Source organism: Pantoea sp. VS1 (genome assembly GCF_002207995.1).
Taxonomy (GTDB): Bacteria; Pseudomonadota; Gammaproteobacteria; order Enterobacterales; family Enterobacteriaceae; genus Pantoea; species Pantoea dispersa.
Genome location: NZ_NHZE01000061.1, coordinates 1 through 22,371, shown reverse-complemented (window position 1 = coordinate 22,371; position 22,371 = coordinate 1). Strand labels below are relative to the sequence as shown.

General features: G+C 57.5%; 16 protein-coding genes. All 16 read left to right on the top strand.

All coding sequences use genetic code 11. The annotated features are described in order from the left end of the window. Nucleotides 1–482 (top strand): hypothetical protein (locus CBW22_RS22095; protein ID WP_217899535.1); only part of this gene is annotated, 482 nt, incomplete at its 5' end. Nucleotides 483–657: 175 nt separating this feature from the next. Then, nucleotides 658–951 (top strand): hypothetical protein, encoded by a 294-nt coding sequence (locus tag CBW22_RS26545; RefSeq protein ID WP_141097343.1) that lies wholly within the window; start codon nt 658–660, stop codon nt 949–951. A gap of 366 nt (nt 952–1,317) precedes the next feature. Next, the gene (tagH, locus tag CBW22_RS22085) at nt 1,318–3,138 is read left to right on the top strand and encodes a type VI secretion system-associated FHA domain protein TagH (RefSeq protein WP_088517880.1); all 1,821 of its coding nucleotides are present in this window, start codon (nt 1,318–1,320) and stop codon (nt 3,136–3,138) included. Then, entirely contained in the window at nt 3,135–3,926 is a 792-nt protein-coding gene (locus CBW22_RS22080; protein WP_021506792.1) for a PP2C family protein-serine/threonine phosphatase, read from the top strand. Before tagH ends, CBW22_RS22080 begins: the two co-directional genes overlap by 4 nt. A 10-nt stretch (nt 3,927–3,936) precedes the next feature. After that, nucleotides 3,937–4,914, top strand: coding sequence for a hypothetical protein (locus CBW22_RS22075; protein ID WP_088517879.1), 978 nt, complete (start codon nt 3,937–3,939; stop codon nt 4,912–4,914). Nucleotides 4,915–4,930: 16 nt separating this feature from the next. Next, nucleotides 4,931–5,755 carry a type VI secretion system accessory protein TagJ gene (locus CBW22_RS22070; protein WP_088517878.1) on the top strand — a complete coding sequence of 275 codons (825 nt, stop codon included), beginning with the start codon at nt 4,931–4,933 and terminating at the stop codon, nt 5,753–5,755. Further along, nucleotides 5,745–6,320 carry a type VI secretion system baseplate subunit TssE gene (gene tssE / locus CBW22_RS22065; protein WP_088517877.1) on the top strand — a complete coding sequence of 192 codons (576 nt, stop codon included), beginning with the start codon at nt 5,745–5,747 and terminating at the stop codon, nt 6,318–6,320. The genes CBW22_RS22070 and tssE overlap by 11 nt, the downstream gene beginning before the upstream one ends. Nucleotides 6,321–6,322: 2 nt before the next feature. Further along, nucleotides 6,323–8,197: a type VI secretion system baseplate subunit TssF gene (gene tssF / locus CBW22_RS22060; protein ID WP_088517876.1), complete on the top strand. Its 1,875-nt coding sequence runs from the start codon at nt 6,323–6,325 to the stop codon at nt 8,195–8,197. After that, nucleotides 8,194–9,240 carry a type VI secretion system baseplate subunit TssG gene (tssG, locus tag CBW22_RS22055; protein ID WP_058771453.1) on the top strand — a complete coding sequence of 349 codons (1,047 nt, stop codon included), beginning with the start codon at nt 8,194–8,196 and terminating at the stop codon, nt 9,238–9,240. The genes tssF and tssG overlap by 4 nt, the downstream gene beginning before the upstream one ends. 54 nt (nt 9,241–9,294) lie before the next feature. Further along, on the top strand, nt 9,295–11,904 hold the full coding sequence (gene tssH / locus CBW22_RS22050; protein ID WP_088517875.1) for a type VI secretion system ATPase TssH: 2,610 nt from the start codon (nt 9,295–9,297) through the stop codon (nt 11,902–11,904). A gap of 29 nt (nt 11,905–11,933) precedes the next feature. Then, nucleotides 11,934–13,400 carry a serine/threonine protein kinase gene (locus CBW22_RS22045; protein ID WP_088517874.1) on the top strand — a complete coding sequence of 489 codons (1,467 nt, stop codon included), beginning with the start codon at nt 11,934–11,936 and terminating at the stop codon, nt 13,398–13,400. 16 nt (nt 13,401–13,416) lie between these two features. Further along, complete coding sequence (locus tag CBW22_RS22040) at nt 13,417–15,552, top strand: type VI secretion system Vgr family protein (protein WP_088517873.1); 2,136 nt, start codon at nt 13,417–13,419, stop codon at nt 15,550–15,552. A gap of 2 nt (nt 15,553–15,554) precedes the next feature. Continuing rightward, the gene (locus CBW22_RS22035) at nt 15,555–16,709 is read left to right on the top strand and encodes a DUF2169 family type VI secretion system accessory protein (RefSeq protein ID WP_088517872.1); all 1,155 of its coding nucleotides are present in this window, start codon (nt 15,555–15,557) and stop codon (nt 16,707–16,709) included. Next, nucleotides 16,702–17,994 (top strand): PAAR-like domain-containing protein, encoded by a 1,293-nt coding sequence (locus tag CBW22_RS22030; RefSeq protein WP_088517871.1) that lies wholly within the window; start codon nt 16,702–16,704, stop codon nt 17,992–17,994. The genes CBW22_RS22035 and CBW22_RS22030 overlap by 8 nt, the downstream gene beginning before the upstream one ends. Nucleotides 17,995–18,001: 7 nt before the next feature. Further along, on the top strand, nt 18,002–18,751 hold the full coding sequence (locus CBW22_RS22025; RefSeq protein WP_254919554.1) for an ankyrin repeat domain-containing protein: 750 nt from the start codon (nt 18,002–18,004) through the stop codon (nt 18,749–18,751). Between the two features lie 212 nt (nt 18,752–18,963). Continuing rightward, nucleotides 18,964–22,371 (top strand): DUF6531 domain-containing protein (locus tag CBW22_RS22020; RefSeq protein WP_088517869.1); only part of this gene is annotated, 3,408 nt, incomplete at its 3' end.

Sequence of the window (22,371 nt, the reverse complement as noted above, 5' to 3'; positions counted from 1 at the left end):
ATATAATACCGAAAAAAACTTCTGACGTTTGTATAGTGAGCAACGGAATAAATAATGAATTATGCTTTATGAGTCTTTCAGATGTTTTAATTTCTCTATCTGTATTTTCTTTCCTGTTATCGATCGCTCTCCAAATTGCTGGTTACGTGATTTTTAGAAAAAATATCAAAAAATTCGAAGTTATTTTGTCTGAATTTCGACAGAGAAATCTTCAGCTAGACATCACGACGAACATTTCCTCTTACTTTAGCGCATCCTTTCATCCGCTTAAAATAGCTTATTTTGCTTATCTTTATAAAGGTGTCATGCTCTATCATAAAAGGAATGAAAGGGTAAACAAGGAAACCTATGATTTCATTCAGTCCATGCCTAAAGAAAAAATAAACTGGTTGCTGCGTCTGCATACTTTAAACCTGGTTACTGCCTTTTTCATGATTGGGGGAGGCGTGGGGTTTATAATCTGGAGGCACTATTATAGTTAATCAGTCGCAGCATCTGTGATGGACATAGCTCCTGAAGCTGGGACAGTCATGATTATGGAAAACTACTGTGGACCTATTACTATCAATATCAGCGGCTTTGATAGGCTCGGGTTGCATTTTGCAAATATGGGCATTCATCCTGTTCAAGAGTAACCTGCGGAAATTTGATTTTATAATGAGTGAGTTTCAGCGTATTAACCTGCAGATCGATATTACCACGCAGGTTGCTAATCATTTTTCATCATTATTTCATCATAACAAGGTCTCATATTTTGCACGGCTTTATAAAGGTGTGACCATGTATCATAAGAAAAATGAGCGGGTTAATGCTGAAACATATAATTTTGTGCAGAATCTCCCATCTGAAAAGATAAAATGGTTGCTCATAGTGCATAACCTAAACTTAATCAGTGCGCTGCTATTATTTTCAGGTGCCGTAACTATTTTAATTTATAAGCGGATGCACTGATTTATTCAGTATACTGAATGAAGTTTTCAGAATTATATATATCTGCTTTCATTGTTAATATTGAATAAATCAGTTGTCGCTACATCCCAGCTAATCGTCTTGAACCGGTGTACTGACACTGCACCGCGCACATATTGTAGCGGCGCGATTCATCGCGCAATACATTGTGACGCTACAAAATTGCAATCATTTCTAAGCCAACGAAAATTCTAAATGGCAAATATAACACAACGCATCGCGCTTTAACGCAAAGCCTCAATCACCTGATATCGCACACAGCATCGTATTACCCGCTTCCTATATTCCGCGTCTTTCCCGGAGAGCCGCGCAATATAGATGCCGAACCGCTAACCGCAGGAACCCGTTATGCGCTTTACGATAATAACGACTAAACCCGGCCACCAGCCGCCGCAAACCCGCTGTGACTTTATGCCGCCCGGCGGCACCATTGGCCGCGGAGTGGACAACAATCTGGTGCTGCCGGATGACGATCGCACCATTTCTCGCCTGCAGGCGATTGTGCACATTACCGCCGCTGGCGAATGCCGCCTCACCAACCGGGGCAACGTGACGCGCGTGCTGCTCAATGACATCCCGCTGGAGCGCGGGCGTCAGGTGGAATTACAGGATGGCGACGTGCTGGGCATCGATGATTACCAGCTGCTGGTCAACGATCTCAACGGCGCGCAGCAGCCGCAGGCCGCCACGCAGGCACCGCAGCCGGTGGTGCAGGCGGCGGTAATGGCTGATGCGCCACCGGCGGAAAAAGATGCCAGCACCGCCGCGATCCCCAGCGAGATCTGGGACAGTCTCGCCAAAGAGTTCTCGATCTCCGACGATCTGTCGAAGCGCAAAGCAGCGGCCGAGGTGCTGCCGGAGGCCAATCCGCTCACCGCGCCGGCCAGCCTCGATCGCAACCCGGAGGATCCGCTGGCTCAGCTGGTGAACGATGCGCCGCTGGATATTGGCCAGCAGCCGAAAAACACCAGCCTGTTCGATGAAGGTGATGCGCTGTTTGCGCAGGAAAGTATCTTCGACGATCGCACCCCCAGCACGCTATCGGCGCAGCAGAATGCCGCCGCGCAGCCGCAGGTCGAGAGTGCCACCGAGCTCGATCCGCTCAGCCTGTTTGGCAGCCAGAGCAGCAGCGACGTGCGCAACCACGACGATCCGCTCGGCCTGATGATGGGCAATGCGGTTCCGCTGGCGCAGCCGGAGATCGCGCCGGCACAGACGGTACAGCCGCAGCCCGTCGCCCAGCCGGAAACGCACAGTGAACCCTCGCCGGAGACGGCACCGGTCGAGCTGGCGGATCTCAGCAGTTCGCCACTGTTTGATGACACCGAAACCCAGGCCACGCCGCCGCTGATCGAACCGCAGGCGGAGCAGCCGGAGACGGTCGCGCCGCAGATGGATTACGGCGGCATTACGCTGCCCACGCCGCAGGCGGTGCAACGTGTCCCGTCGCCGACGCCGAAAGGGCGGCTGCGTATCGATCCGGTGGCTTCCAGCCATCAGAACGCGGCACCCGCCAGCCAGGCGACAGCCAGCCACAACAGCGGCGACGCGCTGAAAGGCGAACTGCTGGATGCACTGCTGGAAGGCATGGGATTGCGCGATCTGCAACCCACGCCGCAGTTCGACCGTGAGCAGATGCTGCAGTTTGGCCAGATGCTCAGCATGTTCTCGCAGGGCACCGTTGCGCTGCTGTCGTCACGTTCGATTCTTAAGCGTGGCGTTAAAGCGGATATGACGGTGATCCTCGATGACGCCAACAACCCGTTCAAACTGCTGCCGTCCGGCAAAACCGTGCTGATGCAGATGTTTGGCAGCCGCATGCCGGGCTTCATGCCGCCGCGTCAGGCGGTGCGTGATGCGCTGATCGATCTGCAGGCGCATCAGCTCGGTATGATCGCCGGGATCCGCGCCATTATCGCTTCGATGCTGCAATCCTTTAATCCGGATCAGCTGGAAGAGGAAGCACGCCAGGCGGGATCGCTGTCGCGCCTCGGCCTGCCGGGCAGCCGCAAAGCCGCGCTGTGGGAGCATTTTGTTGAGCGCTATGGCGAGACGGCGGGCGAGATTGAGGACGATTTCCATACCCTGTTCGGCGAAGCTTTCCTGCATGCCTACGACCTGGAAGTTAATCAGTACAAAGATTCACAAACCCACACGGATGACGCATGAATATCACCATTGCTTCCACGTCGAACCAGGGCGATCGCGCCAGCAATCAGGATCAAACCGGTGAGGTAATCGGCGAACGCTCAGCCTGCTTCGTGGTGTGCGACGGCGTAGCAGGCTTTCCCGGCGGCGACGTGGCCGCCCGCATCGCGCGCAGCAGCCTGATGGAGGCGTTCGACGGCAACGCGCACCTGGATGCGCAGTCGATTCGCAACTACGTCAACCACGCGAATCACGCGATTCGCCAGCAGCAGAAAGCCAGCAGCGAGCACAGCCGCATGGGCACCACGCTGGTCAGCCTGTTCGTCGACCGCGACTACGAGCTGGCCTACTGGGCGCACGCGGGCGATAGCCGGCTGTATCTGTTTCGCCGCGGCTACCTCTATCACGTGACTACCGACCACAGCCTGGTGCAGCAGATGAAAGATGCCGGCCACCAGACCGAAGGTATCAACAGTAACCTGCTCTATTTTGCCCTCGGCATGGGCGATGAGCAGCGCGACGCCAGCTACAGCGATGTGGTGGAAATAGAAGACGGCGACGCCTTTTTACTGTGCACCGATGGCTTCTGGCACGGCGTGACGCTGGAGCAGATGCAGCAGTCGCTGCACATGGTCAATACGCCGGAAGAGTGGCTGACGCTGATGCAGCAAATCATCCGCAACGGTCAGCCGGATAACGGTCAGCAGGATAACTTCAGCGCGCTGGCCGTCTGGATTGGCTCACCGCAGGACACCACCTTACTGCACTCGCTGTCCGAAGCGGCGCAGTTTTTCCCTCTTCGAGATTGAGAACGCCAACATGAAACATGGATTACTGGGTCTGGCTGCGCTGCTGCTCAGCACGCACGCATTTGCTGAGAACTATCGCATCGTGCAGTCCCCGGCACAGAAACTGGATGTCTGGATTGATGACGTGAAAGATAACCAGCTGGCGAGCTGGTGTAAGCGCAATGTTGATCTGCGCATTGTCACCCACGGCGCGAAAAACGTCGCGGCGCTGGAGGATTTTCTGCCGCGCGTCGCCGGGCTGATGGCATCGCAGTGTAAAGCGCTGCAGCAGCTCAACTGGGCGCTCAATGATGATGACGGCAACCCGATCGCCAGCGGCAGCGCTGCCAAAGCGCAGCAGTGGCAAACGGTGGTAACGCCGCCGCCCGCGCCCGTGCAGCAGCCAGAGACCGCTGCGGTTGCCCCTGCCGCGCCGGTGCTCAACTCGCCGCAGGCCGATACCACGCCGTGGCTGCAGTTCAGCCTGCTCGACGGCTGTCACTTCCGCACCTGGTGGCAGCATCCGGCGCAGACCAGCGCGCTGTTCGTGCCGTCCAAACAGGGGCTGAGCTGCGGTCAGGATGGCTGGCTGAGCGGTCGCAGCAGCCTGACGCAGATGGGCAACGGTGCGGCGAAAAGCGTAGTGGTGACGTTCCTGCAGGGCTTCCCGATTGCCGGCCTGAATAATAAACAGCAGAGCGCCGAGCTCAGCATCACTACCGTCAACAGCGAACGCATGGTGCTGAGCAACGAGAAGTCGCCAGACAGCTGGCTGGTGCTGCCGTTCAGCAGCCAGTTCAACGGCTGGCAGGCACCGGATCAGGTGGTGGTGCAGATGCCCGCCAGCGATGCCGCCGATGAGAGCGCACTGCGCACACGGCTGCAGGAAGTACGCAAAGTGTGGTCGCCGTGGCTGAGCGCCAGTGCACCGCTGAAAGTCCAGCTGGTAGAGCAGCTGCATCCGGAGCTGAAAGATCCCGCCGCCGCGGTTTACCGCACCATCAACTAACGCAAAAGGAGCTTGCATGAAGTCGTTACAATCGCGCCTGGCCAGTGCCTCACTGGCCGATAACCTCGCCGATATCACCCGCCAGATTCAGGCCAGCCCGGCCAATGCCGACCTGCGCGCGGCGTTTGTGCAGCTGCTGTGCCTGGCGGGCAACTGGACGCGCGCGCAAACCCAGCTGCAATCGTGGCTGGCGCTGACGCCCCAGGCGCAGCCGACCGTCACCTTACTGCAGCAGGCCATTGCCGGTGAGCAGCAGCGTGAAGCGGTACTGCGCGGCGCGGCGCAGCCGCAGCTGCCAGGCAGCGCGTGGGCGTGGTGTGAAAGCCTGCTGGCTGCGCTGACCGCCGACATCCGCGGTGACTTCGCGCAGGGGGCTGAGCAACGTGCCGCCGCGCTGGCGCAGGCCGAAGCCAATCCGGGCCAGCTGCAGCAGCAGGAACAGACCACAGACTTCGCGTGGCTGATGGACGGCGACAGCCGCTTCGGGCCGGTGTGCGAAGCCATCGCCAACGGCCGCTACTACTGGATTCCATTCGCCGCGATCCGCGAGATGGAATTTCAGGCACCCGCCAGCGTAACCGATTTGGTCTGGCGCCACACGCGCGTGCAGCTGGTGGATGGCAGCGAGCAGATTTGCCAGATCCCGGTGCGCTATCCGCTACTGCCGGGGGCGGATGAGCGTTATCTGCGCGCCAGCGTCACGGAATGGCAGCCGCTGGGCCACGATGACAGTCAGTTTACCGGCCACGGCCAGAAGCTGTGGCTGAGCGACAGCGGCGAGTATCCGCTGCTGACGCTGCAGCAGCTGACGTTCCAGCCAGGCGGCAGCGATGAGCCGTGATAACAGCTCGCACAACGACGGCCATGCCCAGCTGCATGGCGGTTTCCGCGCGCGTAAAAATCGCGACGCGCTAACCGCGCGCGACAAGCTGCAATCCTCGTTACTCGATCGTCTGACTGACAACGCGCCGGACAAGCAGAGCGAAGCCAGCAACACCATGCTGATTTCCCACAGCACGCTGCGCCGCCACGTGCTGCGCGATCTGCAGTGGCTGTTCAACACCATCAACAACGAAGCCCAGCAGGATCTCAGCGCTTTTGGTGAAGTGCAGCGCTCGGTGTGGAATTTTGGCGTGGCGCCGCTGGCCGGACAGAATATCTCTGACATCGAATGGCAGGATATGCAGCGCAAAATGACCGATGCCATTCTGCATTTCGAGCCGCGCATTCTGCCGCAGGGGCTGCAGGTACGCTGCGTCAGCGATCTGAAGTCGCTCAGCCTGCACAACGTGTTATCGATTGAGATAAAAGGCCGCCTGTGGTGCGTGCCTTATCCGCTGGAGTTTCTGTTCCGCACCCAGGTTGATCTGGAAAGCGGTCATTTTGAACTACTGGATGCAGGTTAATCATGGACAGCAAACTGCTCGACTACTACAACCGCGAACTGGCCTATCTGCGTGAGCTGGGCGCGGAGTTCGCTGCGCGCTATCCGAAAGTCGCCGGGCGGCTGGGGATGCGCGGCATCGAAGTCGCCGATCCTTACGTTGAGCGCCTGATGGAGGGCTTTGCTTTCCTCACGTCGCGCGTGCAGCTCAAAATGGACGCCGAGTTCCCGCGCTTTTCGCAGCGGCTGCTGGAGATGATTGCGCCGTCATATCTGTCACCTACGCCGTCGATGGCGATTGCACAGCTCACGCCAGACAGCCGCAAAGGCGACATCAGCAATGGCTTCCACGTGCCGCGCGGCACCATGATGGAGAGCCAGCACCTGAAAAAAAGCGGCGTAACCTGCAGCTACACCACGGCGCACGATGTCACGCTGCATCCGCTGCGCATCAGCGACGTTTCACTCGGCGGCGTGCCGGGCGATCTGCCGCTGGGCGAACTGAAGCTCAGCGGTCGCGGTGCCGCCAGCGCGCTGCGCGTGCGTATCGCCTGCGAAGGCATTTCGTCGCTCAGCCAGCTGAATGTCGCCGATTTAATGCTGTATCTCAGCGGCCCGGACATTCAGGCGCAGAAACTGCTGGAGCTGCTGATGCAGCACCGCGTCGGCATCGTGCTGCAATCGGTTGAACAGAAACCGCTGCGCCAGGTGCTGTCGGATGAAGCGTTACAGCAGGAAGGCTTTGCGCCAGAGCAGGCGCTGCTGCCGGACGATCTGCGTAACTTCGACGGCTACCGGCTGCTGCAGGAGTATTTTGCCTTTCCGGCGCGTTTCCAGTTCATCAGCCTGGGCCAGCTGGCACCGTTTCTGCGCCGCTGCGATAACGCACAGGAATTCGACATTATCATCCTGCTGGATAAGGCTGACAGCGCGCTGGAAAGCGTGGTGGACAGCAGCCATCTGGCACTGCACTGCACGCCGGTGATCAACCTGTTTCCCAAAACGGCCGAGCGCCTGAAGGTCAGCGACAGCCAGCACGAATATCATCTGGTGGTGGATAACATCCGGCCGCTGGACTACGAAGTGCACTCGGTGCAGCGGCTGTTCGCCACCGTTGAGGGCAAGCGCGAAGAGCAGTTATTCCGCCCGTTCTGGAGCACCTTCAGCGGCGACGACGGCGATTACGGTGCCTATTTCTCGCTGCGCCGCGAGCAGCGCACGCTGTCTGAGCAGGCGCAGCGTTACGGCACGCGCACCGGCTATATCGGCTCGGAAGTGTTTTTGTCGCTGGTGGATGAGCATCACACGCCGTGGCGCGACGACATGCGCTACCTGTCGGCAGACGTGCTCTGCACCAGCCGCGACCTGCCGCTGATGCTGTTGCAGCAGGAGCAGGGCAATTTCGTGATGCCGGATTCGATCCCGGTCGGTCAGCTGAAATTGTGTAAAGGCCCGACGCCGCCGCGTCCGGCGCTGGCCGAAGGGCTCTCCGCGTGGCGTCTGATCAGCCACCTGCAGATGAACTACCTGAGCCTGATGGACAGCAGCGACGGCCAGGGCGCTGCCGCGCTGCGCCAGCTGCTGAGCCTGTACGCTAATCTCGCCGAAGCGGCGGTGGCGCGCCAGATTGACGGTATTCGCCACTGCCAGCTTAGCGCGGTCAATCGCCGGGTGCCGGAACCGGGCCCGGTGGTGTTTGCGCGCGGCGTCAGCATCGCGCTGGAGGTCGACGAACAGGCGTTTTCCGGTGCCAGCCCGTGGCTGCTCGGCAGCGTGCTGGAACGCGTGTGCAGCCGGCTGGTGGCGCTGAATAGCTTTACCGAATTCACCCTCAACAGCCAGCAGCGCGGCGAGGTAGGCTACTGGCCGCCGCGCATGGGCAGGAAGGCGCTGCTATGAGCGAGGCGCAGATCATTCCGCTGCAGCGCGCCCAGCGGCTGCCGGACGATTTCTGGCAGGCAGTAATGGCGGCACCGTGGCGCTACGATCTGTTTCAGCTGCTACGCCGGCTGGATGCGCAGGGCGGCCAGCGCTATCCGCTGGGACGTGCGCCGCTGCCGAAGTTCGAAGCGCTGCGCATTGGTCAGCAACCGTCGCTGGCGTTTGCCCCGGCAACGCTGGCCAGCGTGCAGCCGCGCGCAGAGGACGCGCGCCATGACGTGGCGATTTACAGCTTTGGCCTGTTTGGCCCCAACGGTCCGCTGCCGACCCACCTGACGGAATATGTGCACGAGCGCATCGTGCACCATCAGGATCACAGCCTGGCGGCATTTGCCGACATCTTTCACCATCGCGCCACGCTGCTGTTTTATCGCGCCTGGGCCGATGCGCAGCCGGCCGTCTCGCTGGATCGCGCCGATAACCGCCGCTTTGTTGATTACCTTGCCTGTCTGGCCGGCATCGGTTTACCGGCGCAGCAGCAGGCCAGTTCGCTCAGTCTGCATGCGCGGCTGATGCTGGTCGGCCATCTTAGCCGCCACGGTCATGATGCCGAAGGGCTGGTGCGCATTCTGCGTCACTACTTTGGCGTACCGGTGCAGCTGGCACAGAACGTGCCGCAGTGGCTGACGCTGGACGCGCGCGATCAGGCGCGGCTGGGAGCCGGACGCCAGATGCCGCGGCTGGGCGAATCGGCGTTTCTCGGTGTGGCGGTGCGCGATGTGCAGCACCGTTTTCGCCTGCGGCTTGGTCCGCTGAGCGCGCAGCAGTATGCCCACTTTCTGCCGGATGCGCCGGGCGCACGAGAAGTGCGCGACTGGGTGCGTCACTATCTCGGCATCGAGATGCAGTGGGACCTCAGCCTGATCCTGGCGGCGGAAGAGGTGCAAAGCGTCACGCTGGGAGGCAATGCCCGGCTGGGCTACACCAGCTGGCTGGGACACGCGCCACAGCCGCAGGATCGCGAAGATTTCATGTTTGAGGTTGAGGCAGCCGCAAGCTAGCCCAATCGCTTTTCCCTGTTACACAGCCTGCTTCTTTCATTAAAGAGACCCGATATGTCAGAAATCAGCCGTGCCGTGTTATTCGGCAAACTGGATACGCTGTTATTTACCTCGCTGGAAAGCGCCACCGCCTTTTGTAAACTGCGCGGCAATCCTTATGTTGAGCTGGTGCACTGGCTGCACCAGCTGATGCAGCAGCAGGATGGCGACTTACAGCGGGTGATCAGCCATTTTTCACTGGATGAAAACGCGCTGACGCGGGATATCGTCGCGGCGCTCGACCGCCTGCCGCGCGGTGCGAGCGCGGTTTCCGATCTCGCCGAACACATCGACAGCGCCGTCGAGCGCGCCTGGGTCTACGCCTCGCTGAAGTACGGTGCGACGCGCATTCGCGGCGGCCATCTGCTGATTGGCATGCTCAAAACCTTCAACCTCGCCAGCGTGCTGAAAGGCATCTCCGGCCAGTTTGGCCGTATCAATGCTGATGCGCTGCTGGAGCAGTTCGACACGCTGCTCGCCAGCAGCAAAGAGGCACAGCAGGCGCTGGTGGCGCAGCCGGGCGCGGAGAGTGCCGCACCGGCAGCCAGTACCAGCACGCTGGCGCAGTACGCGCAGGATCTCACCGCACGCGCACGCGAAGGACGCATCGATCCGGTCACCGGCCGTGATGAAGAGATCCGCCAGATGGTGGATATTCTGATGCGTCGCCGGCAGAACAACCCGCTGCTGACCGGCGAAGCGGGCGTTGGCAAAACCGCAGTGGTCGAAGGCCTGGCGCTGCGTATTGCCGCTGGCGACGTACCGGCTCCGCTGCGCGATGTGCAGCTGTGGCTGCTGGATATCGGCATGCTGCAGGCCGGTGCCGGCATGAAAGGCGAATTTGAAGCGCGCCTGCAGGCGCTGATTAATGAAGTGCAGTCCAGCCCGACGCCGATTGTACTGTTCGTCGACGAAATCCACACGCTGGTCGGTGCCGGCGGCCAGCAGGGCACCGGCGATGCCGCCAACCTGCTGAAACCGGCGCTGGCGCGCGGGCAGCTGCGCACCATCGGTGCCACCACCTGGGCCGAATACAAAAAGTACATTGAGAAAGATCCGGCGCTGACGCGTCGTTTCCAGGCCGTGCAGGTGCAGGAGCCGGATGAAGCCAAAGCGATTCTGATGCTGCGCAGCACCGTCAGCGCGCTGGAGAAGCACCATCAGGTACTGCTGCTGGATGAGGCGGTCAGCGCGGCGGTGAAGCTGTCGCATCGTTATATTCCGGCGCGCCAGCTGCCGGACAAAGCGGTGGCGCTGCTGGACACCGCCTGCGCACGCGTGGCGGTGAGCCAGGGCGCACAGCCTGCGGCACTGGAAGATTGCCTGCATCGTCTGGCCGCGCTGGAGATTGAAGCGGAAATCATTGAGCGCGAAAGCAAATTCGGGCTGGGCGATGCGGCGCGTTTGCAGGCGGTTGCCGCGCAGCGCGCAACGCTGGAAACCGAGCGCGATGCGCTGCAGCAGCGCTGGCAGCAGGAGCGTGAACTGGTCGATCAGCTGATTGCCCTGCGGGCGCGCTGCGTGACGGAGGGCGAAGCCGCGCTGCGCGATGAGCTGGACGCGACGCAACAGCAGCTGCAGCAGGTGCAGGGCGAAGCGCCGCTGCTGTTTGCCGCCGTGGATGCCAGCGTGGTGGCCGCCGTGGTCGCAGACTGGACCGGGATTCCGCTGGGGCGCATGGTGAAAAACGAAATCGACGCGGTGCTCAATCTCGCCGATACGCTCAACCAGCGCGTGATTGGCCAGCGGCACGGTCTCGATCTGATCGCCAAACGCGTGCGCACCTCACGCGCGCGCCTCGACAATCCGAACAAACCGGTCGGCGTCTTTATGCTGTGCGGTCCCTCCGGCGTCGGCAAAACCGAAACCGCGCTGGCGCTGGCCGAGTCGCTGTACGGCGGCGAGCAGAACATCATCACCATCAACATGAGCGAGTTTCAGGAAGCCCACACCGTTTCCACCCTGAAAGGCGCACCGCCGGGCTACGTGGGCTATGGCGAAGGCGGCGTGCTGACCGAAGCGGTGCGGCGTCGTCCCTACAGCGTGGTGCTGCTGGATGAGATCGAGAAGGCGCATCCGGATGTGCACGAACTGTTCTTCCAGGTGTTCGATAAAGGCTGGATGGAGGATGGCGAAGGGCGCCACATCGACTTCCGTAACACCATCATTATCCTGACCTCCAACGTCGGTACGCAGCTGATCAGTGCGATGTGTGCCGATCCGGAGCTGATGCCGGATCCGGAAGCGCTGAGCACCGCACTGCGCAAACCGCTGCTGGAGGTCTTCCCGCCAGCGCTGCTGGGTCGCCTGCTGGTGGTGCCGTATTACCCGCTGAGCGACGCGATGCTGGCGGAAATCGTCCGGCTGCAGCTGGGCCGCATTGTTCAGCGTCTCGCCGACAACCACGGCATCAGCGCGCAGATTGACGATTCGGTCATCAGCCAGATCGTGCAGCGCTGCACGGAAGTGGAGTCCGGTGGCCGCATGGTCGACGCCATCCTTACCAATACCCTGTTGCCGCAGATGAGCCAGATGCTGCTCAGCGCCCACGCCCGCGATGAACGCTATCGTCGCGTGCAGGTACGCTGTGAGCAGGGCGAGTTTGTTTGCCAGTTCGATGTCTAAAGCCGTTAGTGATCAGAGAGTTTTCGAAAATGTCGGAACACGATAATCCCCTCAACGTACCCAACGCTCTGCCGGTGGGTTACCGTTTCAATGAGTTTGAAATTAAAGAAGTGATCGGTGGTGGCGGCTTTGGCATTGTTTATCGTGCCTGGGATCATCAGCTGGAACGTGATATCGCCATTAAAGAGTTTATGCCGGCTTCGCTGGCAGTGCGCAGCGACGATCTGAATCTGGTGCTGCGCAGCGAACGCTTCAGTAAAACCTTTCATGCCGGGCTGAACAGCTTTATTCAGGAGGCGCGCCTGCTGGCCCGCTTCAATCATCCCAATTTGTTGCACGTGCTGCGTTTCTGGGTGCAGAACGACACCGCTTATATGGGCACGGTGTTTTACAGCGGCACCACCTTATCGAACCTGCGCGAGCGCAATCCGCAGCTGGTGGATGAAGCCTGGATTCGTCGCCTGCTGCCGCCGTTGCTGGGTGCGATCAAAACCATCCACGACGCCGGTTACCTGCACCGTGATATCTCGCTGGATAACATCCAGATTCAGAGCAGCGGCGAACCGGTGCTGCTGGACTTTGGCTCCGCGCGTAAAACCATTGGCAACCTGTCGGATGAGAGCGAAACCATGCTGCGTCCGGGCTATGCGCCTATCGAGCAATACAGCGATAACGACGAAAGCGAACAGGGCGCGTGGACGGATATTTACGCGCTGGGCGCGGTGCTGCACACGCTGATCACCGGGGCGCCACCGCCGGTGAGCGTGGTGCGCAGCATCGAAGATAACTACCAGCCGCTGGCCGCGCGCCGCCTGCCGGGCTACTCCCAGGCATTGCTGACGGCGGTGGACCGCGCGCTGGCGCTTAAACCGGAAGATCGGCCACAGGATATTGATGCCTTTGCCGGGCTGATGGCGCTGCCAGAGCGCGAACCGGAACCGCTGCTGAGCGCCAAAATCAGCGGCCCGGGCACCATGCTGGTGCCGGTGGAAGAGGCGAACGAAGCCGAAACGCTTTCGCCGGTGAAATCGCTGCTGCGCCATCGCTTTGCGCTGCCGGGACTGGTGGCCGCGGGCGTGCTGGTGGGATTGTGTGTGGGGCTGCTGATGTCCGGGGGCGATGAGCCTGCGGCGCCGGCAGAGACGGTGCAAAACAGCGCGCCAGCTGCTGATCCGGCAGTTTCACCTTCAGCGTCGTCAGCGTCGTCAGCGCCAGCCGTAACGGCAGCGGTAACGCCGGAAAAACCGCGCGAATCGGAGGCGCAGCCTGCACCGCCGCCGGAGCCGGTCGCGCAGGTTTACATCAAGCTGCAGCAGGGCGAACGCGTCCAGGTGAATGGCAAACCGCAGGCGCTGGTGCCTGCTGCCAATGGTTTTGCCGCGCTGCAGCTGGCGCCAGGCAATTATACCTTTGCCATCAGCGGCCAGGGCGGCACGCGCGAGCAAACGCTGACCATCAGCGAAGAAGGCGTCTGGTTGCTCGATCCACACAGTTAATCATCAGGGATTTATTATGTTCTCACGCATCACCGCACAGCTGCCGATGGACGGCCTGCTGTTCTGGAAACTCACCGGCGCCGAGGCGCTGTCGCAGTCGTTTGAGCTGAACGCCGAGCTGCTGGCCACGGACGCGCGCATCGACCGGCACGCGCTGCTGGGGCAGCCGGTCACGTTCACGCTGCCGACGCAGAGCCTGCTGTCGCCGCGCTACCTCAACGGGAAAATCACGCGGGTGGCGGTGCGCAGCGAGGAGCTGAGCGGGACGCGCTACGCGGTGTACCAGCTGCGGGTGGAGCCGGACCTGTGGCCGATGCGCCGGGACCGCAACCTGCGGATATTTCAGGGGCAGACGGTGCCGCAGATAGTGCAGACGCTGCTGCAGGAGAACGGGGTGAACGTGGAGACGCGGCTGGGCAGCAGCTACCGGGTGTGGGAGTACTGCGTGCAGTACCAGGAGAGCAGCTTGGACTTCATCAGCCGGCTGATGGAGCTGGAGGGGATTTACTACTGGTTCCGCCACGAGGCGGAGCGTCACGTGATGGTGCTGTGCGACGGGGCGGACCAGCACGAGGCGTTCGCGGGCTATGAGACGATACCGTACCACGTGACGGTGTCAGGGGGGAGCGTGACGGAGGAGGGCATCAGCCAGTGGTCGCTGTGCGAGAGCGTGACGCCGGGGATGTACAGCACGGACGACTACGACTTCCGCAAGCCGAACGCGTGGATGCTGCAGGCGCGACAGAACCCGGTGTCGCCGGTGCCGGGGGCGGTGGACGTGTACGACTGGCCGGGCCATTTTGTCGACCACAGCCACGGCGAGTTTTACACGCGCATCCGGCAGGAGGTGTGGCAGGTTGCGCACCACAGCGTGAGCGGAACGGGGACGGCGACGGGCATCGCGCCGGGGTACCGGTTCGGCATCGTGAACGCGCCGCACTTCAGCGACAACGGAGAGTACCTGGTGACGTCGGCGCGGTACGACTTCGAGGAGAACGAATACGCGAGCGGCGGCAGCGGTGCGCGGCACAACATCGCGTTCACGGTGCTGCCGTCGTCGGTGACGTACCGCGCGGAGCCGGCGACGGCGTGGCCGAAGACGCACGGGCCGCAGACGGCGAAGGTGGTGGGCCCGGCGGGTGAGTCAATCTGGACGGACCGCTACGGCCGGGTGAAGGTGAAGTTCCACTGGGACCGCCTGGCGAAGGGGGACGACACGAGCTCGTGCTGGGTGCGGGTGTCGAGCGCGTGGGCGGGCCAGGGCTTCGGCGGGGTGCAGATCCCGCGCGTGAATGATGAGGTGGTGGTGGACTTCATCAACGGCGACCCGGACCGGCCGCTGATCATCGGTCGCGTGTACAACGAGGCGAGCATGCCGCCGTGGGCGCTGCCGGCGGCGGCGACGCAGATGGGGTTTTTAAGCCGTTCGAAGGACGGCACGGCGGACACGGCAAACGCGCTGCGCTTCGAGGACAAGGCGGGCGATGAGCAGGTGTGGCTGCATGCTGAGAAAAATATGGACACCGAGGTGGAAAATGATGAAACCCACTCGGTTGGTAGTAATCGCACCAAAACCATCGGCGGCAACGAAACCACTGAGGTCAAAAAGAACCGCACTGAAACCGTCGATCAGAACGAAACCATTACCATTCACCAAAACCGTACGGAAACAGTGGACGGCAATGAAACCATCACCGTGCACAGTAACCGCACTGAAACGGTTGATCAGAATGAAAATGTGCGTATTGGTCAGAATCAGTCAGTGACTATCAATGGCAACCAAACGCTGAAAGTCGATCAAACGAAAACTGAAACGGTTGCATTAGCCTCGATGTTAAATGTCGGGCTGGCGCAGAATACCAACATTGGTGCTGCTTATGTACTCAATGTGGGGGCCGGCTGGATGACTAACGTCGGTGCGATGCAAATGCACAACGTTGGCATGAAATATTCGCTTAATACCGGGCGGGATATTGGCCTTTCAGCAGGAACATCGGCGGAGTTTAGTGCGGAAGACAAGATTACCCTGGTTTGTGGCGAATCGATGATCGTGCTCGAACAGAACGGCACCATTACCATCAGTGCAAACAAAATTAAGCTGGTTGGTGAGAAGGTGATAGACATTGACGGAACGCAGATAGATATCAACTAACTATGGAAAATTTTGTCAACTATAGTGCTTTCCCGGCACAGCTTTTTGAGTCGATAGACCAGCACGATCATGGATTTAGTGTGCTGGTGACACGCGTCAGTTACGATCTGGATATTCACAGCGGCCAACTTACGTTATGCGAAGATCAGGGTGAATTGGTTGAACAGGATGAATATTACGATGAGCCGGGCAGAAGCAGTGTTCGATTCGAGAGCGATCTGGCACCCTATAAGCCGCGTTTGGATGTCATTATCAACGGTAGTGCTCACGCTCCGGAAGGTAAGCCGGCGCGTCATTTCACCGTCGGAGCGCGTATTGGCGATTTTACCCGTTTACTAAACGTGTATGGCCCACGCGAGTGGCGCAAAATGGTGACTAGCTGGCAATTAAGCGAGGCTAAAGCGATCACTGCTCTCGAATTACGTTACGAGCATGCGCAGGGTGGAATGTTCCGCTTAGAGCATGGCGACGAGATTGCATCCGCCACTAACAGCGTCGGTGTTGGCTGGTTACCCGCCAGGGCGCAGAAACAGCTTAAGTTACAGCGTATCGCAGCGCCACAGTTTGAATTACTGCCCCAGCCGATTAAAAACATTGATGATGAAACCTTACCTGCCGGTTTTGGTTTTTATGGTCGTGGCTGGAAACCGCGTATTGGCTTTGCCGGTACTTATGACGAGGCGTGGAAGCAGCAGCGTCATCCTTTTCTGCCGCAGGATTTTCGCTTTGATTATTGGTGTGGCGCTCATCCATGGATGCAGTTTCCATTACCCAAGCCGCTGTCGCATATTCCGGTTACGCTAAAAAACCTTATCTCACAACAGGATAAGCCCGGACAGGAAATCAGTTTTTCAGTCCCGGTTGAAACCTTATTTGCCTTTGTCACCACACAAATGGGGGCTGGAGTAAGCTACGATTTGCAGCTGGACACGCTGGTGATTAATTTGCCCGAGCGCAAAGTGCACTGTACTTATCGCACAGTGTTTTCTGAATTGCTTGAGGCAGCAGTAACAGAGTTACGCTTCATCACTGCAAAGGAACGTAAGGCGATAGTGCAGAAGGCACAACAACAAATCGCGGATACCAATGACGATAGTTTTACCCCGCTGCCGCCTTCACTGGTAGAGCTCATCTCGCAGGAGTCAGGTCATGGCTGATAATTACGCTGCACGCAAGGATGGTGTGTATAAGGTGGTGGGATTACTACCCGATTTGTGTTTCACCCCAGGCATTCAGCCGCCAGTGCCATATCCGGTTACTGCCACACTGGCACCCTCGAAAAGTACAGTGGAAAGCGTACGCTTCAATGGCCACCCGGCATTCGTCTATGACATTAGCTTTGTGCCGACGACGATTGGAGATGCGGCTGGGCGTAATAAGGGCGTAGTCAGCGGTACAGTTGAGGGTGACTGCTGGTCAATTGAGCACAGTCCGGATACCTATATCGGTGGTTTTCCCCTCAACCGCGTACAGGATATCTTTGCCATGAACGGCAAGGCCAGGGGAGGGCGCGGCGGTAATCTGACCAAAAAAGAAACCTGGGAGCGACGCAAGGCGCTGATAGCAAAAGGTAAGCAGAGCAGTGACCCAAAAGTTCGGGCAGCCGCTGAAAGGCTGGAACTGAATAATACGGGGATGGAAAAAGCGAGACTTGCCGACTATGTTTATGAACCACGCAATCCTAAAGAAAAAACCCCACCCATTCCTGAAGGATGGAAGGACATTAGTAATGATTCAGACGCTTTAGCAAAATATGGTCTCACAAAAGATGATTTAAATTCTGAATCAGCGCCTCAATTTAGAACAAAGGTGTATTTGCCTGATGAAAACGTATTTGGGAAAGATATGTCAACTTCTGTGGTATTTAGAGGTACGCAATCTGGTCCCGACTGGGCCGTCAATGCGAAACAGGCATTCGGAGGCGAAAACGAATATTATAAAAAGGCAGTAGGTATTGGTAACTCAATCAGAATGAGCAATCAAAATATAGATTGTGTCGGTCATTCATTAGGTGGTGGTTTAGCTTCAGCGTGTTCCCGCAGCAGTGGTAAACCCGGCTGGACATTCAATGCAGCAGGTTTAAATAAAGCAACAGTGGGCCAATATGGCGGTGAGATTCAAAAAAGTGTAAATGGGAAAGAAGTAATCAATGCTTATCGTGTCAAAGGGGAGGTATTGACTAGCGCACAAGAACCTGGTTTATGGGGGATAGGCATTATAGCCGCTTTTGCAGGGCTAGGAACATTAATTGGCGGACCTTTTGGTGCCTTAGTTGGGGTAGGGCTAGGCACAGTAATAGTTTCATTGCCAGATAGCGTTGGACTTAAGCATGATATGGATGGCGGTAAGGGTGACCCAGTAAGCCGACATTTTATGAGTCAGGTTATGCCTTGTATAGAGCAAGAAAAAAATACTGATGAACTGATTTTAGAAAAAAGCTGAGGTGACTGTGAAGAGAATTTTATATAAACTTTCCTGTTATGTGCCATTTCTGGCTTTTCTGACATTTTCAAATGTGAGTTGTGCAAACATGAATACTCCTAAACCAGAAGATTATTTTAGCGGCAATCAACTGCAGCTCGCTCAGGCCATAAAGAATGAAGAAGTGAGTGAGGTGAAGGAGTTGTCTCATACAACGAAGCTGAATGCTCCGGGTAAAAATAATATGACTTTACTTATGTTTTCACTTTTGTCTGCAAGTGATCATAAAACAGATAGAAGTTTGGAAATAATATCAAGTTTAGTGCGAGCTGGTGCGGATCCTCTTTGGAATATTCCTGAATATGGCAGTGCTGCAGATGCTATGGCCCGCTCAAACGATCCCCGCTATCTTAAGGCATTGATTGCGGGAGGTCTTGATAAAAATGCTGTTAGTAGTGCACGTCCATTGATCATGAACGCAACGTCAGAAAACGCAATGCCTGTGCTGGAATATCTTGTCAGTATAGGTGCCGATGTTAATAAGCCCGATACCGCTGGTAAAACAGCGCTTATTTTTGCTTTGACAAGAATGGACCTGGATCAGGTTGAATACCTCTTACATCATGGCGCCAACCCAAACGCAGTAACAAAAGCTGGATGGGGGTTCAGCAATTTACTCGAAGACATGCTTAAGAAGGAAGGTAAAAAAAATGATGCTACGGCAGTTAAATTAATGGAAATCAAAAGACTTGCTGTTGCTAAAGGCATGCGGATTTGAGTTTTAGTTTTACTGTTGTTACCTCTTAATTTATGGGGTCCTATGATTTCTCCATAAAAGATATTGCCTTCAGCCTGAAACCTCAACCTACAGATTAGCTAGTCGCCATTTTAAATGGCGGCTGCGTCAACGTTACTTTACCTTTTATTAATCTGAAAGTACCCGCACATATCCTTACTCATTAATACCTGAATTTCCTGCACGGAGCTCCAATGGCAACCGGAAACACGATTGGTAAATTACAATATGCGCCTGCGCCCCAGGGCCACGTTACGGCGGGCAGTGCCAACCCGCCAAAAAAGAAAAGCTGGTGGAGCGATTATGGCGACTGGGTGCACACTGGCCTGGATGTCCTTGGCGCAGTACCCGTCATTGGTGCCGTAGCAGACGGCGCTAACGCTGCCATTTATACCGCTGAGGGCGATTATGGCAACGCGGCACTTTCAGCTGCCTCAGCTGCAGCCAACTTTGTGCCTGGGGGTGGAGCCGCTTTTAAAGCGGGTAAACTGGCAGCGAAAGCTGGCAAAGCGGTTGAGGCGGCAAAAGTCGGGAAAACCGTCGCCAAAGAAAGCACAGCACTGGCTGAAAAAGCTGCAGTGAAGGCAGAAAGTTCTGCGGCCAGAGCAGAAACCAAAGCAGCAAAAAAAGAAGCTGACGAAGTTATTAAAGCGAAAAAGGCCGGCAGTAATAAAGGCGGAAATGATAAAGGACATGGGCAGAAAAAAACTGAGCCCTGCAAAATTCCGCAGAGGCCGTTGCCAGAGGTTGAGATGGCAATCGGTAGTCCGGTAAATCCTTTGCTGGGTATTAAATTACTTTTTGATGAACATGATAAAGATTTTTCTTTTCCCGCTGCGGTACCGCTTAACTGGCAGCGTTTGTATTTCTCCGACGAAACAGGTAACGGCTGGTTAGGTCAGGGGTGGTCTTTACCTTTCGCTCAGGAATTACGCAAAGACAACGAACTGCTGATTCTGGTTGATGAACAGGGTCGAGAAATTGATTTTCCCTGGCCACAGCCGGGTCGGGAGCCGCAGTTGCATCGCTATGAGCAGCTATCACTTTCCCAGCCACAGCCGGGCGAGTTTTGCATTTCTACGCCTGATGAAAGCCAGCACTGGCACTTCTCTCATCAGGCAGGAGAGGGCCGCTGGCTACTTACGGCAATCAGCGATCGCCATGGTAATCGCCTCACTCTGCAGTACAACGCGCAACATCAGCCGATAGTAATTACTGACAGTGCAGGGCGACGCTTCAATATTACCTTTACCAGACTGATGCTTGATGAAGATCGAAGCGTTGAACGTATCACTGCTGTAAGCGTTTGTTATCCATCTGCCCCCCTGAGTGCCGAAAAGCTCTGCAGCTATGATTATTCTTCTGAAGGAGATTTAAGTGCTGTTCGCAATGAGCATGATGAGGTGTTGCGTGAATTTCGTTATCGGAATCATGTAATGGTGGCACATCGTCGTGCGGGCGAACTTGAGTGTTTCTATCACTACGATAAACACGCACCGGATGGCAAAGTACTGGCGCATCGTGACAGTCTTGGCGGTGAATGGCGTTTCGAGTACGCCAGTAACAGTACAACCGTCACTGACGCATTGGGCCGCGTCACGCGCTATGACTTTGACGATAACCACGAGTTAACCGGTTTTCGTGATGCTTCGGGCGGCTATATCCGCATTCGCCGTAACGCGCGTGGACAGATCATACAGCTTACTGACCAGGCTGGCCGTGTGACGCGTTATCGCTATGATGAGCGCGGTAACTGCACTGCCGTTATCGAACCGGATGGCCAGACGACACGCTTTGACTACCATGCTCGCTGGAACCTGCCAGTGCGGGTTACAAACATGCTGGGCGGTATTCGCGAATACCATTATGACGTTGCAGGCAGCCTGATTCGCTTCACTGATGAGATTGGCCGCATTACCGAATATAACCATGACGATCAGGGTAACCTGGTTCGTATCCGCGACGCGGCGGCGGGTGTTCAAAAGCTGAGCTGGAACAGTGCCGGCTTTTTAACTAGCCATACCGATTGTTCCGGACGCACCACATGCTTTGATTATGACAAGTACGGCTGGCTCAGGCAGCAAACTGATGCCGCAGGCAACGTTACCACTCTTTATAACCGTCGTGATGGCCTGCCACAGCGCATTGTGCATGCGGATGGCGGTGTCGAGCGCTTCGAGTTTGACCGCTGGCAGCGCCTGACAGCCTGGTATGACGCACAGAATCAGGCAACACGCTGGACGCTGGCGGGGGACGGTCTGCCGTTGACGCGAACAGATGCGCTCGGTAACCCTATTAGCTATGAATACGATCGCGCACGTCGTCTGGTTGCTCTCATCAATGAAAATGGCACGCGCTATAGCTTCAGTTATGATGTTCATAACAATCTGATCGGTGAACAGAGGTTCGATGGTTCTGCCACCTATTATGAATATGATGCCAGTGGAAATGCGCTGACGCGTACCGAGCGAGGCGACGGCAGCGGTCCGGAAATTCGCACGCGTTATCGGCGCGATAACTGCGGCAGGCTGCTTGAGAAGCTGGTGGCACGCGGCGGAGATGCAAAGTGGCAACGTACCCGCTTCAGTTATGATGCGCTGGGACGTCTGACAACTGGCGTCAATCACGGCGGACGTGTGGAGCTGGAATGGGATGATGCCAGCCAGTTGCTGGCGGAGCGCAGCCTGATTCGTGGTATTAATTACGAGCTGCGCCATCAGTATGACGAGCTGGGTAACCGTACTCATACCAGGCTACCGGACGGTCGTGAGCTGAGTAACCTTTATTATGGCAGCGGTCACCGCGTGCAGGTCAATTTTGGCGGCCGCGTCATCAGCGAAAGCGAACGTGACATACTGCACCGTGAGGTGCGCCGCACCCAAGGGGCGCTGGCCAGCGAGTATGTTCATGATGAAATGAGCCGGCTGGTAAGCCAGCGCGCTATGCGCGGTGACAGCACGGCGGTGGCACGTGATTATGTATGGCAACGCAACGGCCAGCTAATGCAGATGGTCGATCACTACACCGGTGACCACCGCTACGAATATGACGCACTGGGCCGACTCACGCGAGCGCAGGATGAGCGGTTTGCTTTTGACCCCGCACATAATTTGCTGAATGAGGTCGGCGCGCCGCCGTTGAAGGATAACCGTCTAAGGGTGCACGAAGACCGGCGCTGGGCGTATGACAGCTTTGGCAACGTGGCTGAGAAGCGCATTGGTCGGCATACGGTGCAACAGTTTTCCTGGAACGCCGAGCACCAGCTGACAGAGGCGGTAAGCACGCGTAACGGCACAGAACAGCGCACTACTTACGGCTACGATGCGTTCGGCCGACGCAGCTGGAAACGTGACGCCTTTGGCGTGACGTGTTTTATCTGGGACGGCAACCGTCTGCTGAGCGAAGTGCGTGGCTCGCGCCAGCATATCTGGATTTATGAAGACGAGAGCTTCGCACCACTGGCACAGATCAGTCTGCAGCAGGGTGAAACGGAGCACGCAGCGCAGGTACACTGGTATCACAATGACGTTGCGGGCATGCCGCGTGAGCTGACCAGTGGGGATGGTAGTGTAGCGTGGCGGGCAGAGTACCGTGCGTGGGGC

Excerpts from the sequence above, each read along its gene's own strand:
- CBW22_RS26545 (WP_141097343.1), top strand. The coding sequence starts at position 658 with ATGAGTGAGTTTCAGCGTATTAACCTGCAGATCGATATTACCACGCAG.
- tagH (WP_088517880.1), top strand. The coding sequence starts at position 1,318 with ATGCGCTTTACGATAATAACGACTAAACCCGGCCACCAGCCGCCGCAA.
- CBW22_RS22080 (WP_021506792.1), top strand. The coding sequence starts at position 3,135 with ATGAATATCACCATTGCTTCCACGTCGAACCAGGGCGATCGCGCCAGC.
- CBW22_RS22075 (WP_088517879.1), top strand. The coding sequence starts at position 3,937 with ATGAAACATGGATTACTGGGTCTGGCTGCGCTGCTGCTCAGCACGCAC.
- CBW22_RS22070 (WP_088517878.1), top strand. The coding sequence starts at position 4,931 with ATGAAGTCGTTACAATCGCGCCTGGCCAGTGCCTCACTGGCCGATAAC.
- tssE (WP_088517877.1), top strand. The coding sequence starts at position 5,745 with ATGAGCCGTGATAACAGCTCGCACAACGACGGCCATGCCCAGCTGCAT.
- tssF (WP_088517876.1), top strand. The coding sequence starts at position 6,323 with ATGGACAGCAAACTGCTCGACTACTACAACCGCGAACTGGCCTATCTG.
- tssG (WP_058771453.1), top strand. The coding sequence starts at position 8,194 with ATGAGCGAGGCGCAGATCATTCCGCTGCAGCGCGCCCAGCGGCTGCCG.
- tssH (WP_088517875.1), top strand. The coding sequence starts at position 9,295 with ATGTCAGAAATCAGCCGTGCCGTGTTATTCGGCAAACTGGATACGCTG.
- CBW22_RS22045 (WP_088517874.1), top strand. The coding sequence starts at position 11,934 with ATGTCGGAACACGATAATCCCCTCAACGTACCCAACGCTCTGCCGGTG.
- CBW22_RS22040 (WP_088517873.1), top strand. The coding sequence starts at position 13,417 with ATGTTCTCACGCATCACCGCACAGCTGCCGATGGACGGCCTGCTGTTC.
- CBW22_RS22035 (WP_088517872.1), top strand. The coding sequence starts at position 15,555 with ATGGAAAATTTTGTCAACTATAGTGCTTTCCCGGCACAGCTTTTTGAG.
- CBW22_RS22030 (WP_088517871.1), top strand. The coding sequence starts at position 16,702 with ATGGCTGATAATTACGCTGCACGCAAGGATGGTGTGTATAAGGTGGTG.